This window comes from Paractinoplanes tereljensis (assembly GCF_016862435.1).
In the GTDB taxonomy this organism is placed as follows: domain Bacteria; phylum Actinomycetota; class Actinomycetes; order Mycobacteriales; family Micromonosporaceae; genus Actinoplanes; species Actinoplanes tereljensis.
In genome coordinates this window covers 63,177-78,717 of record NZ_BOMY01000042.1, presented here as the reverse complement: position 1 = coordinate 78,717, position 15,541 = coordinate 63,177, and the positions used below count along the sequence as shown (strand labels likewise).

The 15,541-nt window shown below is 70.3% G+C and carries 14 protein-coding genes; 10 read left to right on the top strand and 4 right to left on the bottom strand.

Annotation, left to right across the window (positions count from 1 at the left end; genetic code table 11):
• Nucleotides 1–12: 12 nt before the first annotated feature.
• Both Ate02nite_RS32735 and Ate02nite_RS32730 read right to left on the bottom strand, forming a co-directional pair.
• A complete protein-coding gene (locus tag Ate02nite_RS32735; protein WP_203811739.1) occupies nt 13–678 on the bottom strand; it encodes a hypothetical protein in 666 nt (221 codons plus the stop codon).
• Nucleotides 653–1,336: a Panacea domain-containing protein gene (locus Ate02nite_RS32730; RefSeq protein WP_203811738.1), complete on the bottom strand. Its 684-nt coding sequence runs from the start codon at nt 1,334–1,336 to the stop codon at nt 653–655. Before Ate02nite_RS32730 ends, Ate02nite_RS32735 begins: the two co-directional genes overlap by 26 nt.
• A 327-nt stretch (nt 1,337–1,663) precedes the next feature.
• On the opposite strand from Ate02nite_RS32730, the gene Ate02nite_RS32725 reads away from it, so the two are divergent.
• Complete coding sequence (locus Ate02nite_RS32725; RefSeq protein WP_203811737.1) at nt 1,664–2,350, top strand: hypothetical protein; 687 nt, start codon at nt 1,664–1,666, stop codon at nt 2,348–2,350.
• Between the two features lie 4 nt (nt 2,351–2,354).
• On the opposite strand, the gene Ate02nite_RS32720 is transcribed toward Ate02nite_RS32725, so the two are convergent.
• Nucleotides 2,355–4,652, bottom strand: a complete 2,298-nt coding sequence (locus tag Ate02nite_RS32720; RefSeq protein ID WP_203811736.1) for a putative bifunctional diguanylate cyclase/phosphodiesterase — start codon at nt 4,650–4,652, stop codon at nt 2,355–2,357.
• Between the two features lie 192 nt (nt 4,653–4,844).
• On the opposite strand from Ate02nite_RS32720, the gene Ate02nite_RS32715 reads away from it, so the two are divergent.
• From Ate02nite_RS32715 to Ate02nite_RS32675, 9 genes are read left to right on the top strand one after another with little or no spacing between them, the layout of a single operon-like run.
• Entirely contained in the window at nt 4,845–5,930 is a 1,086-nt protein-coding gene (locus Ate02nite_RS32715) for an SIS domain-containing protein (protein ID WP_203811735.1), read from the top strand.
• Entirely contained in the window at nt 5,927–6,760 is an 834-nt protein-coding gene (locus tag Ate02nite_RS32710; protein ID WP_203811734.1) for a carbohydrate kinase family protein, read from the top strand. Before Ate02nite_RS32715 ends, Ate02nite_RS32710 begins: the two co-directional genes overlap by 4 nt.
• A gap of 5 nt (nt 6,761–6,765) precedes the next feature.
• Nucleotides 6,766–7,428, top strand: coding sequence for an aspartate/glutamate racemase family protein (locus Ate02nite_RS32705; RefSeq protein WP_203811733.1), 663 nt, complete (start codon nt 6,766–6,768; stop codon nt 7,426–7,428).
• Entirely contained in the window at nt 7,425–8,885 is a 1,461-nt protein-coding gene (locus Ate02nite_RS32700; protein WP_203811732.1) for an amidohydrolase family protein, read from the top strand. Before Ate02nite_RS32705 ends, Ate02nite_RS32700 begins: the two co-directional genes overlap by 4 nt.
• On the top strand, nt 8,882–9,745 hold the full coding sequence (locus Ate02nite_RS32695; protein ID WP_203811731.1) for a polysaccharide deacetylase family protein: 864 nt from the start codon (nt 8,882–8,884) through the stop codon (nt 9,743–9,745). Before Ate02nite_RS32700 ends, Ate02nite_RS32695 begins: the two co-directional genes overlap by 4 nt.
• Entirely contained in the window at nt 9,729–11,429 is a 1,701-nt protein-coding gene (locus tag Ate02nite_RS32690; RefSeq protein ID WP_203811730.1) for an oligopeptide/dipeptide ABC transporter ATP-binding protein, read from the top strand. Before Ate02nite_RS32695 ends, Ate02nite_RS32690 begins: the two co-directional genes overlap by 17 nt.
• Nucleotides 11,426–12,286 (top strand): ABC transporter permease, encoded by an 861-nt coding sequence (locus tag Ate02nite_RS32685; protein WP_203811729.1) that lies wholly within the window; start codon nt 11,426–11,428, stop codon nt 12,284–12,286. The genes Ate02nite_RS32690 and Ate02nite_RS32685 overlap by 4 nt, the downstream gene beginning before the upstream one ends.
• Complete coding sequence (locus Ate02nite_RS32680) at nt 12,283–13,251, top strand: ABC transporter permease (protein WP_203811728.1); 969 nt, start codon at nt 12,283–12,285, stop codon at nt 13,249–13,251. The genes Ate02nite_RS32685 and Ate02nite_RS32680 overlap by 4 nt, the downstream gene beginning before the upstream one ends.
• 18 nt (nt 13,252–13,269) lie before the next feature.
• Entirely contained in the window at nt 13,270–14,832 is a 1,563-nt protein-coding gene (locus Ate02nite_RS32675) for an ABC transporter substrate-binding protein (RefSeq protein ID WP_203811727.1), read from the top strand.
• Here the strand turns inward: Ate02nite_RS32675 and Ate02nite_RS32670 are convergent.
• A complete protein-coding gene (locus Ate02nite_RS32670; protein ID WP_203811726.1) occupies nt 14,829–15,503 on the bottom strand; it encodes a GntR family transcriptional regulator in 675 nt (224 codons plus the stop codon). The genes Ate02nite_RS32675 and Ate02nite_RS32670 overlap by 4 nt on opposite strands.
• Between the last annotated feature and the right edge of the window lie 38 nt (nt 15,504–15,541).

Below are 15,541 nucleotides of genomic sequence, written 5' to 3'. Positions count from 1 at the left end.
TGACGCCGGCATTCACGGCTGCGGGAACGGCGGACGCATCCGCTTCACCACAAGGGCGTTGCGCGATCGGCGAACCAGGGTGATGAATTCGTGCGGGTAGAGGACGAGCACGTTCGGGTTGAGGCTGGCCGCTGTTCGGAACGCGCGATCCCGCGTCACGCAGTACTTGATCGACGGTGGTGCCGCATCGTCCGCCGCCGCCAGGGCGGTGGTAAACACGCAGGCGTCCTCATGATCGAGGGGCGGGTGGCCGTCAACGGCCTGAATCTCGATGCGGGCGCCGCCGGTCATGTCGTACACGAGGTCGTAGAGGAAGTCATGCAGGAGCCCGTCGGCGTCCGCAGCCGACCATCCAAGGCCGCGGGTTTCGGCAGTCGCGCCACCACGAGGCTGGGTGGCCTTGTGGACGAGCAGCTTGTCGATGTGGTCCGAGGTCCACACCTCGAGCGGTTCGGGACCGGCGAGTCGGCCGGTCGTCGTGAGCGCGACGGCCCGCAAGCTGTCGATGCGGTTGTCGGCGCGATTCGGCACCGGCTTCATGCTGTGACGCGCTGCGGTATCCCGGAACTTGTCCCAGCTGAACGGCGGCCCGAGCAGTTCGGCGACGTCCAGCAGGATGTTGACGTCGAAAACGACCGTATGGAGGTCTGGTTCAGCCTCTTTCAGCTGTGCTGGCACGCTGCGGGCGCTCCCGGTCGATGCGGGCCGCAACACGCGGCGGCTGGGCATGATTGCAGCTCGCGTTGAACGCTGAGGCGGTGGATTCGGGAGTGTCCGGGTCGTAGTCAGGGGCACTACGGCGGAAGTCCTCGCGGATGTCAGCCAAGATCTGACGCCTTTCGACGGCACCTATCTCGGTGTCGGTGGGGCCGTGGAGACCGCCCGACACGAGGTCGGCCACGCTACGGCCGGCCAAGGAACGCCGCCGGTAGAACCGCTTCATCACGTCGTCCTGAATGCGGGCCTTGCTCGGCTCGTGATCCGGCAGGCCCTGCCTGGCTACGCGCCAGGGAAGCTCGTTGTGCGTCAACTCGGAAAGGTCGTCCCCGGACAACTCTCCGTAAACCTGACACACGAGCGCGACAACCTTTGTGCCAGTGAGGCTCAACCTCTCCGGGTCGCCGGTCGGCCAGCTTCTGACAGTGCGCTGCCCGCGGTGCCGCTCCCAGAGCGCCACCGTCACCGGCCCGTCGCGCCACGCTTCTATGGCTTCGGTGAACAGCGGTTCATCGACGAGCGCTAGATGCCACGCTTGGCTGTAATACACCAGCTTTTGCAGTCGCATGGCTTCCGTCGGCCCGACCTGAGCCAGCACCGCTGCCGCGACGTCGTGCACGTTACTTGGCAATGTTGGCCCCCGAATTACCGACGTGTAGCCGAGTCTACAGGGTGCCGCGCTATCGCTGGCAGAGGCGCTGAAACGCCTTGATGTCGGCCATCCGCCAAGATCATTCTGGCAATGATTTTGCCCGTAGCTTGGCGGGCGGGGACGTACTTCAATGGGCCGATGGCGGAAGCTACAGCCCTGGAATGGGCGCGGCGGCAGGTTGAACTGGTGGTGGATGATCCGCGGGCGCGGTTTGAGCTTGCTGGGCGGACCTATCGCGGGCCGGATGGGTATGCGCCTCGGCATCTTCCGTTTCGGCGGGCTGAGCTTGCCTTCATGCGGTGGCAGCTGCGCCGTGGTGTCCTCGCCGCGGAGACCGGGAGCGGGTGGTGGCGGGCCTGCAACGCGCGGCTGCTGCGGGATGGCCTCGAGGCGGTGGGCCGGGCCGGTGGGCGGCCGGGGAGCGCCTCGTCGGCGGCCATCGGGTTCTGGGACGACTTTGTCGCCCGGCCTACCGCGCGCACCTGGTACCGCGCGCACAACCGCAGCATCGTGGCCGCCTACCTGGAGTTCGAAGAGCTTGCCCGGCGGGAGAGTGCGGCGGAGCGGTTCTTCCTCAACGTCACGCTCGTCCGGGTGCTGTTCGCGCACGCCCTCGTCGCCGCGCCGCGGCTGGCCGTTGGGCGGCTTGCGGCGGTGTCGCCGACGCTGGGGGATCCGCGGGTGCACATGACCGGGTTCTTCCTGAACCTCTCCCGGGTGCTGCCGGAGGTCTACCCGCTGACCCGGGACGTCGGGTTCTACCTGGCCGCCGAGGGGCGGATCGCCCGGATGCTCGACTACGGCTTGATCACGCCCCGGATCCAGGCCGTCTACGAGTGGTCGGCGGCGGAGCTGGCCGAGCCGCGATTGCTGGCGCTCGTGCACGACGGCAGCCCGGCCTACGCCGGTGAGCCGCAACCCGAGCTGTGGCAGCCGGAACGGCCGGGCCGGGCCGTGCGCGCGGTTCGGCGGATGCTGTGACCGCTCAGCGGATCGCGGTGGCCGAGTCCTGGATCAGGCGGGTCGCGTCGGCCTCGGGGACCGGGCGGGAGTAGAAGAAGCCCTGGGCCCGGTCGCAACCCAGCTCGCGCAGCAGCACCACCTGCTCGGCGGTCTCCACGCCCTCGGCGATGGTGCCCAGCCGCAGGCCGGCGGCCAGGTCGATGATGGTTTTGACCAGGGTCTGGGCGGCCAGGTCGGGGGAGCCGGGGGCGGGCATGAAGGAGCGGTCGATCTTGAGGTTGTCGATCGGGAGGTCGCGCAGGTAGGCCAGCGACGAGTAACCGGTGCCGAAGTCGTCGATGGCCACCTTGATGCCGTGGGAGCGGAGCATGCTCAGGTGGCTGATCGCCTGTTCGGTGACCTTGCCCGAGTTGACCAGGACGCCCTCGGTGATCTCCAGGATCAGGGCCTCCGGTGGCAGACCGGAGGTGCGCAGCACGTCCAGCACCAGCAGGCCGAAGTCCGGCTCGCGCAGCTGCCTCGGCGACACGTTCACCGAGACCACCGTGCCGTGCCGGCGGTTCCAGCCGGCCGCCACCCGGCACGATTCGCGCAGCACCCAGGAGCCGATCGGGACGATCAGGCCGCTGTCCTCGGCGATGCCGATGAAGCGGTCCGGCGGCACCATCTTCTCGCCGGCCGGCTGCCACCGGATCAGTGCCTCCACGCCGGTGATGCGCTCGTCGGTGAGTCGCACCAGGGGCTGGTAGTAGACCAGGAACTCGTCCCGGGTGATCGCCTCGCGGAGCCGTTCCACCGTCCGCGCGGCGGCCAGCCGCTTCTCCCGCAACTCGTCGTCGAACAGGATCATCTGGTTGCGGCCGGCCTCCTTGGCCGCGTGCAGAGCCAGGTACGCGTCCCGGAGGACGTCGGTGGCCGGCACGTCGTCGGCCAGATCGCGCAGGCCGATGCTGACCGTGGCGAACAGTTCGTGACCCTGCACCCCCAGCGGGCGCCGCATCGCGCCGAGCGCCCGCTCGGTGGTGGCCCAGGCGTCGGTCAGCGGCACGCCGTCCAGCAGCACCGCGAACTCGTCACTGTGCAGCCGGGCCACCAGGCCGCCGTCGACCAGGTCGCGTAGCCGGGCCGCCGCCTCCATCAGCAGGTCGTCGCCGACCGAGTGGCCGAACCGGTCGTTGATCTCCTTGAACTCGTCCAGGTCGAGCAGCAGCAACACGCCGCCGCGGCCGGTGTCCAGACAATCGGTGAGCCGTTCGTGCAGCAGGGAGCGGTCGGGCAGGCCGGTGAGCACGTCGTGCGAGGCCCGGAACAGCAGCTCCTGCTGGAGTTCGGCCTCGTGGTGCAGGGCCGTCTCGAGGTCGGCGGCGCGCCGGGCCGAGATTCGGTTGAGCAGGCGCATCCGCACGACCACCAGCGCCGAGGTCACCGCGGTGGCGGTCATCGGAACGGCCACGTCCAGGGTGTTCAGGGTGTCGGCCAGGCCCTCGCTGAGCAGGAACGCGCCGGTCAGCACCGGCGTGGCCACCACGGTGCCGACCGAGATCGGGGTGGCCCCGAGCCAGCTCGGGGCGGCGTCGGCGGCCGGCAGCGGCACCGTCCGCTTCATCGACGGGTGCAGGGCGGCGACCGCCAGCAGGCCGTTGCAGGCCAGCCAGCCGACGATGCTCACCGGGGTCGGGAAACCCTCGCTGCTGCCGACGGTCAGGTAGGCGGTGTCGGCGATCAGCCGGGCCGCGCAGGAGGCCGAGACCAGCCGGTAGGACAGCGAGCCGGCGTCGCCGATCAGCAGCAGGCGCACGCCGAGACCGAACAGGATCAGGTCGAGGAACGGCTCGACAAGCAGGTGCGCGTGGTTGCGGAGTTCGTGGGTGTCGATCAGCGTCGGGTCGACGAACACCATCCACCAGATCACCGCGACGCAGGACGTGAGGATCGCACTGTCCAGCAGGCCGACCCGGGTGGCGCCGGGCCGGCCGTGGTTGGGCAGCAGCGCCACGCCGGCGCACAGGATCGGGTAGGTGATCCCGTATACGACGTTGAGCGCGGCGGGATCCTTGCCGACCGTCGTGGACAGAACCGTCGCCGCGATGACGTTGCCGGCGAGCGCCAGTCCGACCGAGGAGAAGATCAGCCACCAGGCCCGGCGGAACTGCGGTCGGTGCAGCCGCACCCCACCGGCGATCGACACCATGACCAGGATCGCGCTGCCCAGCATGAGGGCGGCCAGGCCGCCGAGCGTGGACACCGTGAACGCGAACGGGATCAGCAGAACGGCGGCGGCCACTCCGGCCCATAGAAGAACCGCCGCCCGGTATCGCACCCTCCCACGGTCCCATGATCGGCGGGGGCGAACGGCCGGAACGAAGGAAAGCAAATCGGTATACCGATCGACCGACTCTATCGAGCGCCGGTCGGCGTACACCCTGGATTTAATGGGTTTGAAACATCTGTTGATCTGAGAGAAACGGAAGACGGTATACCGTTTGGCTCCTCAAGAGCCGAGGAGGTTGCCGTGGAGAGTTCGCTCGACGCGCGTCAGCAGGCAGTGCTCGCGCGGGTGGCGGCGGCCGAGCACGCCGGGATCCTGCAGCTGCCCTCGGACGACCCGCTGGACCCCAAGCGCCTCGCCCGCACCGAGGCCACCTGGCCGGAACTGATCGCCCAGCCGGAGATGGTGCGGCGCACCTGGGCCACCAACGAGAAGGCCCTGCCGGCGGTGGCCGAGGCGATCCGGGACCGCGGCATCGAGCGGGTCTACCTGGTCGGCGCGGGCGACTCGTACGCGGTGATGATCTCCGCCCGGCTGGCCCTGCAGAACGCGCTCGGCGTTCCGGTGGAGGCGGTGCAGAGCCTCGAGTTCGCCTTCTACCTCGGCCCGGTGCTCAACCCGCGCACGCTGGTGGCCGCCCTGTCCAGCTCGGGGGAGACCACCCGTACGGTCGAGGCCCTGCTGGTGGCGCAGCGAGCCGGCGCCCTGACGCTGGCCCTGACCAACACCGCCGGTTCGACCCTCGACGTGGAGAGCGAGCAGACTCTGCGGATCGAGGCGACCCGGGTCGGCTGGCCGACCCAGTCCTCGACCGCGGCGCTCGCGCTGCTGCTCAAGCTCGCGAGCCCGGACGCGACCGATGGTTTGCCGGACCTGATGGCCGCGGCGATCGACGCGCTCAGCGACCCGATCGCGGCGATCGCCGAGCGCGAGGCCGGCAGCCGGATGTTCCTGTTCTCGGCGGGCGGGCCCAGCTTCGGCGCGGCCCTGGCCGGCGCGGCCAAGTACAAGGAGTGCACCCCGGACCACGCCCTCGCCATCCAGGTCGAGGAGTACCACCACTACAACTCGCAGAAGGCCGGCGAGCCGCTGCTGCTGCTCGCGCCGAGCGGCCGGTCGGTGCCGCGCGCGGCCGAGACCCGGAGCGAGGCGCTGCGGTTCGGCGGCCGGGCCTACGTCGTCACCAGCGCGAGCGAGACCGCGTTCGGCGACGACGTGCTGCGCCTGCCCGACGTGCCGGAGGCGTTCAGCCCGCTGCTTACCTTCCTGCCCGCGCAGCTGATGGGCTATCACGCGGCGATGGCCAAGTTCCGGGCGGCGGCGCGGTGACCGCCCTGCTCTGCGTCGGCAACGTGACCGTCGACGAGGCCGTCTTCCCGGACGGCCGCCGGGTCGAGCAGGCCGGCGGCGACGCGATCTTCGCGGCCCTGGCGGCCCGGCTGGTCATCGACGACGTCCGGGTCTGCGCCCCGATCGGCCACGACCTGCCGCCCTCGATGCTGGCCGAGTGGCAGGCGGCCGGGCTGCGGACCGAGGACATGCCGCACCGCGACGAGCCGACGGTCCGCAACGTCATCACCTACCGGGCGGACGGATCCCGGTCCTGGTACCTGGTCAACGGCGAGGCCCACTTCGACCGGATGTCGGTCTATCCGGCCGACCTGCCTTCGCGGGCCGCCGATGGCGTGCTCGTCTCGGCGATGAGCAACGCGTCGATGGCCGCGCTCCTGCCTCGGCTGGCCGGGCGCGGCCGGATCTATCTTGATCTGCAGGAGGACGGCCTCGGGCCGGAGGTGCGGGCGCTCGTCCGGCACTGCGACGTCTTCCTGCCCAGCGAGGTCGAGGCCCGCGCTCTGTCCGGGACCCAAGACCTGGCCGCGGCGGCCCGCGCTTTCGCGGCCGACGGCCCGGCCGTCGTGGTCATCAAAAAGGCCGAAAAAGGCAGCCTGGTGTACGCCGATGGCACCCTGACCGAGGTCCCGGCCGAGCTGGTCACCCCGATCGACAGCACCGGCGCCGGCGACGCGTTCTGCGGTGCGTTCGCGGCCGCGCACCTGGCCGGCGCCGACCCGGTCGAGGCGGCCAAGCGGGCCGCGAGCGTGGCCCGCCTCGCGGTCAGCGACCACGGCACCCGCGGCCTGCTCGGGGCGGCCCGATGAAAATCATGGTGATCAATCCGAACACCACCCGCTCGATGACCGACGCGGTGGTCGCCGCGGCCCGCACGGTCGCCCGCCCGGACACCGAGATCGTCGGCGGCACCCCGGCGTCGGGCGTGCCCGGCGTGGAGAGCCACTACGAGGAGGTCTACGGCGCGCTCGGCGTCATCGACCAGGTCCGGCAGGGCGAAGACCAGGGCATCGACGGGTACGTGGTGGCCTGCTTCGGTGACACCGGGGTCCCGGCCGCCCGCGAACTGGCGAACGGCCCGGTGGTCGGGATGACCGAGGCGGCCCTGATGACCGCCGCCCTGATCGCCCACCGCTTCACGATCGTCACCCTGCCCCGCCGCACCATCGCCCACTCCGACCGGATCGTGCGCGACCTCGGCCTGGGACACCGCTGCACGGTCCGGGCGGTGGACGTGCCGGTCGCCGACGTTTCCCACGGGTCGGCGCACCTGGCCGAGATCTTCGCCCAGCAGGTCCACCCCGACGACGAGGCGCTGATCCTGGGCTGCGCCGGCCTCACCGACCTGGTCGGCCCGCTGACCGAGCGGCTCGGCATGCCGGTGATCGACGGGGTCACCGCGGCCGTACCGATGGTCGAGGGTTTGATCGCCCAGGGTTTGACCTCGTCCCGGGTGAACACCTGGCGGCACCCATGAGCGTGCTGTTCCGCAACGTCTACGCCTACCCGGACGTCGACCGCCTGACCGACGTGCTGGTCGAGGGCAACCGGATTGCGGCCGTGGGCTCTGGGCTCGTGGGTGACCAGGTCATTGAGGGCCATGGCCACCACCTGCTCATCCCCGGGCTGATCAACGCGCACTTCCACTCGCCGGCCAACCACCTCAAGGGCTCGCTGCCCAGCCTGCCCCTCGAGCTGTTCATGCTGTACGAATCGCCGGCCACCGAGGCACTGCGGCCCACCCCGCGCGAGGCCTACCTGCGGACCATGCTCGGCGCGATCGAGATGCTGCGCACCGGGACGACAAGCGTGCAGGACGACGCGTTCCTCATGCCGTACCCGGAACCCGAGATCATCGACGCGGTCCTGCAGGCGTACGCGGACAGCGGCCTGCGCGCCACCGTCGCCCTCGACCAGCCCGAGGTGCCCGAGGGCGACAAGCTGCCGTTCCGCGACCCGTCCCCGGCCCTGGCCGCCGAGCTGCGCGCGCCGGCCCCGCTGCCCGCCGCCGACCTGCTCGAACGCTACGAATACCTGATCGGCCGCTGGCACGGCGCCGAGAACGACCGGCTCCGCGCGGCGGTGTCGATCTCCGCCCCGCAGCGGGTCAGCGTCGACTACTTCGCCGCCCTCGACGACCTCAGCCGCCGCCACCACCTGCCGGTGTACGCGCACATGCTGGAGACCAAGGTGCAGCGCACCCTGGCCGCCGCGAAGCACGGCGGCCGCTCGCTGGTCCGCTACACCGCCGACCTGGGCCTGCTCAGCGACCGGATGAACGTCATACACGCGGTCTGGACCGACGACGCCGACCTGGACCTGATCGCCGCGGCCGGCGCGGTGGTGGCCCACAACCCGGTCAGTAACCTGCGGCTGGGCAGCGGCATCATGCCGTTCCGGCGGATCCGGGACCGCGGCATCCCGGTGTGTCTCGGGGTGGACGAGGCGATCTGCGACGACGCGGTCAACATGTGGGGCGTCGTCAAGATGGCCGGGCTGATCCACAACGTCACCGGCCTGGACAGCGACCGATGGCCGGCCGCCGCCGAGGTGCTCGACTGCCTGTGGGACGGCGGGGCCGCCGCGATGCTGCGCGACGACCTCGGCCGGATCGCCCCGGGACATCTCGCCGACCTGGCCCTGGTGGACCTGCACTCGCTCGCGTTCACGCCGCTCAACGACGTACCCGGCCAATTGGTCTATTGCGAGAACGGCAGCGACGTCGTGCTGACCATGGTGGACGGCCGGATCGTCGCCGAACGGGGACGGCTCACCGGGGTCAACGAGGACGACCTGCTCGCCGAGGCGCGCGAGGTCTTCGCGGCCAAGGTCCCCGCGCTCGCCGCGGCCCGCACCGCCGCGGCCCGCTGGTTCCCGGAATACCAGCAGATGGTCCGCCACGCGGCCGCTACCGACGTGGGGATGAACCGATGAGATACGACTACTCGCCGATCACGGCCCGGCCCGGCGGGCGCTGGCCCGGCGGCCGGAAACTCGCCGTGTACGTCGCGGTCGGGGTCGAGGACTACCGCTTCGGCGAGGGACTGACCGAGGACCTGCTGCCCGGCGTCGAGGCGCCCGACCTGGTCAACACCGCGTGGCGCGATTACGGCAACCGGGTCGGCGCGTTCCGGCTGTTCGACCGGCTGGCCGAGTTCGGTATTCCGCCGACCGTGCTGCTCAACACCATGGTCTACGACACCGCGCCGGACGTGACCGAGGCCGCCCGGCGGCTCGGCGCCGAGTTCGTGGCGCACGGGGTCACCAACTCGGACACCCTGGCCGGGCTGGACCGGGTGCAGGAGAGGGCGTACCTGAGCGAGGTGGCCGGCCGGATCGCCGTCGCCGAGGGGGCCGCGCCCGGCGGCTGGTCCAGCCCGTGGCTCACGCACACCCCGCGCACTCTCGACCTGCTCGCCGCCACCGGTTACCGCTACCTCCTCGACCTGCGGATGGACGACCAACCGGTGTGGCTGACCACCGACTCCGGGCCGCTGCTGTCCATCCCGTACCCGCTCGAACTCAACGACAGCACCACCATGGTCGGCCGGGCCGCGTCGGCCGCCGACTTCACCTCGATGGTCATCGACGAGTTCGACGAACTGCTTCTGGCCGCCGACGAGCAGCCCCTGGTCATGGGCCTGGTGACGCACTCGTTCATCTCCGGCGCGCCGTTCCGGCTGCGGGCGCTGACCCGGGCGCTCCGGCACATCGCCGCGCACGCCGACGACGTCTGGTTCTGCCGGCCGGGCGAGATCTTCCGGGAGGTGGCTCAGCATGATCGCGTCGGTTGACGACCTGCACGTCTCGCTGCGGGGCAATCCGGTGCTGCGTGGGGTGTCCCTGTCGGTGCGGCCGGGGGAGATCCTCGGGCTGGTCGGCGAGTCCGGCTCGGGCAAGAGCGTGCTCGCCCTGACCCTGATGGGCCTGCTGCCGCCGGACGCCCACCCGCAGGTGACCGGCACCGTCGAGGTGGCCGGGGTGGACATGATGCACGGCTCGGCCGCCGCGCACCGCGGGGTGCGGCGCCGCGAGCTCGGGGTCATCTTCCAGGACCCGATGACCTCGCTGAACCCGACAATGCGGATCGGCCGGCAGATCACCGAGGTCACCCGGGACACCGACCGGGCCGTGCAGCTGCTCGAACACGTCGGGGTGGCGGACGCGGCGGTGCGGCTGCGGGTCTATCCGCACGAGCTCTCCGGCGGGCTGCGGCAGCGGGTGATGACCGCGATCGCGGTGGCCGGCCGCCCGTCGCTGATCATCGCGGACGAGCCGACCACCGCGCTCGACGTGACCGTGCAGGCCCAGGTGCTGTCGCTGCTGCGGGACCTGCGCGACGAGTACGGCTGCAGCGTCCTGTTCATCACCCACGACCTCGCGGTGGCCGCCCAGATCACCGACCGGATCGGCGTGCTGTACGCCGGTCGCCTCGCCGAGCTCGGCCCGACCCGCGAGCTGCTGGCTCATCCCACCCACCCGTATACCGCCGGCCTGCTGCGGTCGCGGTTGTCGCTGACCACCCCGCGCGGCCGCGAACTGCCCACGCTCCCGGCCGAGGCCGGCCCGCGCGGCCCGGGTTGCGCCTACCACACGCGATGCCCACTGGCCGTCGATCGCTGCGCGACCGAACAGCCGCCGCTGGTCGGGGACGAACATCAGCGGGCCTGCTGGCGTGACATCTCGGATATGCCGGACGGCACGTCGGCGGCCGAGCCCGGCGAACTCGGGCCGGCCGTCGAGGGTTCGGCGGTGGTGCGGCTCCACAACATCAGGTGCGACTTCAAGCTGCGCAACGGCTGGCGCCGGGCCGGCACCCTCAAAGCCCTCGACGGCGTCGACCTCGAGGTGGCGCCCGGCGAGGCGGTGTCGATCGTCGGCGAGAGCGGCTCCGGCAAATCGACCCTGCTCCGGGTGATCGCCGGGCTGATCCCGCCGACCGGCGGCACCCGCGAGGTCACCGGCGGCACCCAGATGGTCTTCCAGGACGCCGGCTCGTCGCTGACCCCCTGGCTCACCATCGGCGAGCTGCTCCGCGAACGGCTGCTCCCGCTCAAGCTGAGCCGCGCCGAGCAGGACCAGCGCGTACGGGATGCGCTCACGAAGATCGGCCTGCCCGCCACCGTGGCCACTGCCCGCCCCCGGCAGTTGTCCGGCGGACAGCGGCAGCGAGTCGCCCTGGCGAGGGCGACCATCGTCCCGCCTGCGGTCCTGCTCTGTGACGAGCCGACAAGTGCCCTGGACGCCTCGCTCGCCGCCAGCGTGCTCAACCTGATCCGGCAGCTGCGTGCCGACCTCGGCATGGCGGTCGTCTTCGTCACCCACGACCTGGCCGTCGCCCGGCTGATGGGCGACCGGATCGTGGTGATGACCGGCGGCCACATCGCCGAGACCGGCCCCGCCGACGACCTGGTGTCCCATCCGCAGGCCGACTACACGAAAACGCTGCTCGCCGCCGTACCGGAGATCGCGATATGAGTGATGCCGCTGTCGTCCCGCGCCGGTTCGGGGTCCGCTCGCGAACCCCGGCCGTGCACAACCTGACCCTCAACCGGGTGCTGGTCGGCCTGCTCGGGCTGGTCACCCTGGTCGCCCTCGGCGCTCGCTTGCTCGCCCCGGACGACCCGATCCAGCCGGTCGGCGACTTCAACCTGCCGCCCGGCTCGCCCGGTCACCTGCTCGGCACCGACATGATCGGGCGGGACCTGCTCAGCCGTACCCTCTGGGGTATTCAGGCCTCCTGGCTGTCGGCCCTGGCCGTGGTCCTTGTGGGTTTGCTGTTCGGTGGCCTGATCGGGCTGGTCGCGGGCGCGGCCGGCGGCTGGGTCGACAACGTGCTGATGCGGCTCACCGACCTGTTCCTGGCGCTGCCGGGCGTGCTGGTCGCGATCGCCATCGTGGCCGCGCTCGGCCCCGGCCTGGTGCACACCCTGCTCGGTATCTCGATCGTCTGGTGGCCGTACTACGCCCGGATCATCCGCGGCGAGGTGCGCGCCCTGGCCGCCCGCCCGCACGTCGAGGCGGCCCGGCTGGCCGGGGCGAGCCGGCTGCGGATCCTGCGCCGGCACCTGCTGCCCGGCACCGTGCCGACCGCGATCGTCACCGCCAGCCTCGACATCGGCAATGTGGTGCTGCTGCTGGCCGGGCTGTCGTTCATCGGTCTCGGCCAGCTCGCGCCCGCCCCGGAGCTGGGCGCCGACACCGCCCGCGCGCTCACCCAGCTGCTGGCCCAGTGGTGGGTGCCGGTGGTTCCGGGCATCGCGGTGATGCTGCTGAGCCTGGTCGCCAACCTCGGCGGCGACGCGCTGCGCGGACTGCTGGACGGCCGGCGATGATCGGCTTCCTGACCCGGCGGGCGGGCGCCGCTGTCGCCGTACTCCTGATCCTGACCGCTGTTGTCTTTGTTCTTCAGCAGTATTCGCCGGGCGATCCGGTCAAGGCGTACCTCGGGGCCAACGCCTCGCCGGCCGCGGTCGCGGCCGAACGGGTCACGCTGCACCTGGACGATCCGCTGGTCAGTCGCTATGGCCACTACCTGTCCGCGGCGGCCCGCGGTGACCTGGGCACCTCCTACCGTACGCATCGGAAGGTGACCGCCGACCTCGGCGCCTTCCTGCCCGCCACGTTCGAGCTGGTGGTCGTCGCGTTCCTGTTCGCCCTGCTGCTCGGGGCGGTCTTCGCCATGCTCCGCACCATCGCCGGCACGTTCGTGCGCGGCGTCCTGCTCGTCGGTGCCACGGCACCGCCGTTCCTGCTGGCCCTCGGCGGGATCATCCTGTTCTACGCGCACCTCGGCTGGCTGCCCGCCACCGGCCGGGGCGGCAACGACGACGGCTTTCTGCTGACGCACAGCCTGGTCACCGGTGACTGGGCCCAGTTCGGCGATGGCCTGCAACACGTCGTCCTGCCCGCACTCGTGCTGGCCGTGGCTCCCGCGGTCAGCATCGGGCGCATCCTGCGCGCCAGCCTCCAGCAGACGCTGAGCGCCGACCATGTCCGAACCGCGCGGGCCAAGGGCCTCACCGAGGTTGCCGTCTTCGGCCGGCACGTCCTGCGCAACTCGATCGGGCCCGGCCTCTCGATGGCCGGACTGCAGCTGGGCTTCATGTTCGCCGGCGTGGTCGTCGTCGAGCAGATCTTCAGCTGGCCCGGGATCGGCAACTACCTCGCGGAGAGCATCCCGGCGGCGGACTACCCGGCGATCGCCGGCGTCACCGTCGTGCTCGGCGCCGTCTACATCGTGACCAACACCGTGGTGGACATGATCCAGGCGCTCGCCGATCCGCGCATCGCCCTTTAGCGTTTTTGGGAGATATTGATGAAGCTACTGCGTTTTGGTGCGGCTGCGCTGGTCGCTTTGACCATCGCCGCGTGCGATGGCAAGACCAATGAAGCCCAGGTCAACCCGGCACCGACCGACGGGGTGCTGACCGTCGGCCTGCTCGGGGACATCGGCCAGCCGCCGGACCCGGACATCTACTACGCCAACAACGGCCTGGCGATCGTCCTCAACACCTATGAGGGCCTGGTCCAGTACGAGGACAACATCGACACCGTGAAGATCGCGCCGCGGCTGGCCACCTCGTGGGAGGTCTCGGCCGACAAGAAGGTCTACACGTTCCACCTGCGCTCCGGCGTGAAGTTCCACGACGGCACGGCGTTCACGTCCGACGCGGTCAAGGTGTCGTTGCAGCGACGCACCGACGTGAAGGGCGGCGCCGCCTACATGACGGCCGGCGTGCAGAGCGTCGACACGTCGGACCCGGCGACCGCGGTGGTGACGCTCAAGGAGGGGAACGCGGCGTTCCTCGACTACCTGGCCTCGCCGTTCGGGCCTAAGATGATCTCCCCTTCCGCGCTCGCCGCGAACAAGGGCAGCGACGACGCGCAGACCTACCTGACCACCCACGACATCGGATCCGGGCCGTACACGCTCGCCGCGGTGCAGACCGGCACGAAGTACGAGCTGACCCAGTTCGACGGCTACTGGGGCACCAAGTCGCCGTTCACCAAGGTCGAACTGCCGGTCTACAACGACTCGTCCGCCCTGGAACTGGCCTTCGACAAGGGTGATGTGTCGGCCATCGTGGCCGCGCTGCCGTCGTCCGACCTGAAGAAGTACGAGACCTCCGCCGCGGTCAACAGCTATCTGCTGCCCACCCTGCAGTCCGCGCTGGTCACCCTCAACCCGAGCGGCACGTTCTTCAAGACCGCCGAGGCCCGGCTCGCCTTCCTGCAGTCCCTCGACCGGGAGAAACTCATCCCGCAGGTGCTCGGCGATCGCTCCGAACTGGCCACCACCCTCTACGCCAAGGGCATGATCCCGGACGGCGCCGACAAACAAGAGATCAACTACAAACCCGAGGTGCTCAAGGCGTACGCCGCGACGCTGCCCGCCGGCACGACGATGACCATCGGGTACGCCACCGGCAACCCGAACGCCCAGCAGCTCGCCACCATCGTCGCCGCCCAGATGGCCACCCTGAACATCAAGGCCACCGCCCAGGGCTACCCGACCGCCCAGGTGTTCGACTGGGTGAACGACCCGGCCAAGGGTCCGGATGCCTTCTTCGACGGCAACAACGGTCCCGATGGCGGCAACCCGTACATGTGGGGTCACGTGTTCTGGGACAAGTCGGGTGGCATCAACTACTTCGGCTGCGACGACCCCTCGGTTGACGCCGACCTCAACAAGGCCGTGCTGACCGGCGACAACGCCCTGTTCGTCTCGGCCGCCACCAAGTATGCGTCGTCCGGCTGCTACCTGAACTTCTCGTACAACAAGGACTGGGTCGTGGCCCAGAAGTGGCTCACCGGCGTGGCCGAGTCACACAACATCGGCGCGAACGAGCTGAACTTCGCGAAGCTCGGCATCGCTTAATCGATACCCAGGCGCTTGAGAGCGGCCAGCGATTCCAGCCGGTCGCTCTCAATGTGCGTGTAGGCCACCGATTCCGCCACCCGCTCATTACCCGAAGCGATTGCCGCCAGCAATTCCTCATGCCCCGCGAGCGCGTCCACCGGATCGAGCTCGGAAGTCATGAAGAACAGCCACATCATCCGCCCGGAAACCGACCGCATCAGCGACCGCATCAACGCGTTGTCGGTAAGATCGACGATGATTTCGTGGAACGCGGTGCTGTCCCGCGCGATCGCATAGGCGTCCCGCTCGGCCACCGCCCGCCGCGACTGCTCCAGAGCCTCCCGCAAAGGCGCGGTGGAGACCCCGCCGCCGACTTCCCGAGCGGCATACCGCGCAGCGCCAACCTCAAGGCATAGCCGCAGGTCAAACAGGTCGTTGGCGGCCTTGACCGACCAGCTCGACACCACCGCCCCGCGACGAGGCAGGGTCTGCACGAACCCGTCCACCTCGAGCATCGGCACGGCCTCCCGCATCGGCACCCGGGACACTTGGAACTCCTGCGCGAGCCGCTGCTCGGCGAGCCGGGACCCCTGCGCCCAGCGCCCCCGGATAATGCCTTCCCGAAGCATTGCGTAAATCTGCCGGGAGAGCGACTCGGGGCGTTCCTCTTCGGTAACCGGGCCAGCCATGAAGTTCCTTCCGAAAGACATTTTCCGCGCCCATTATC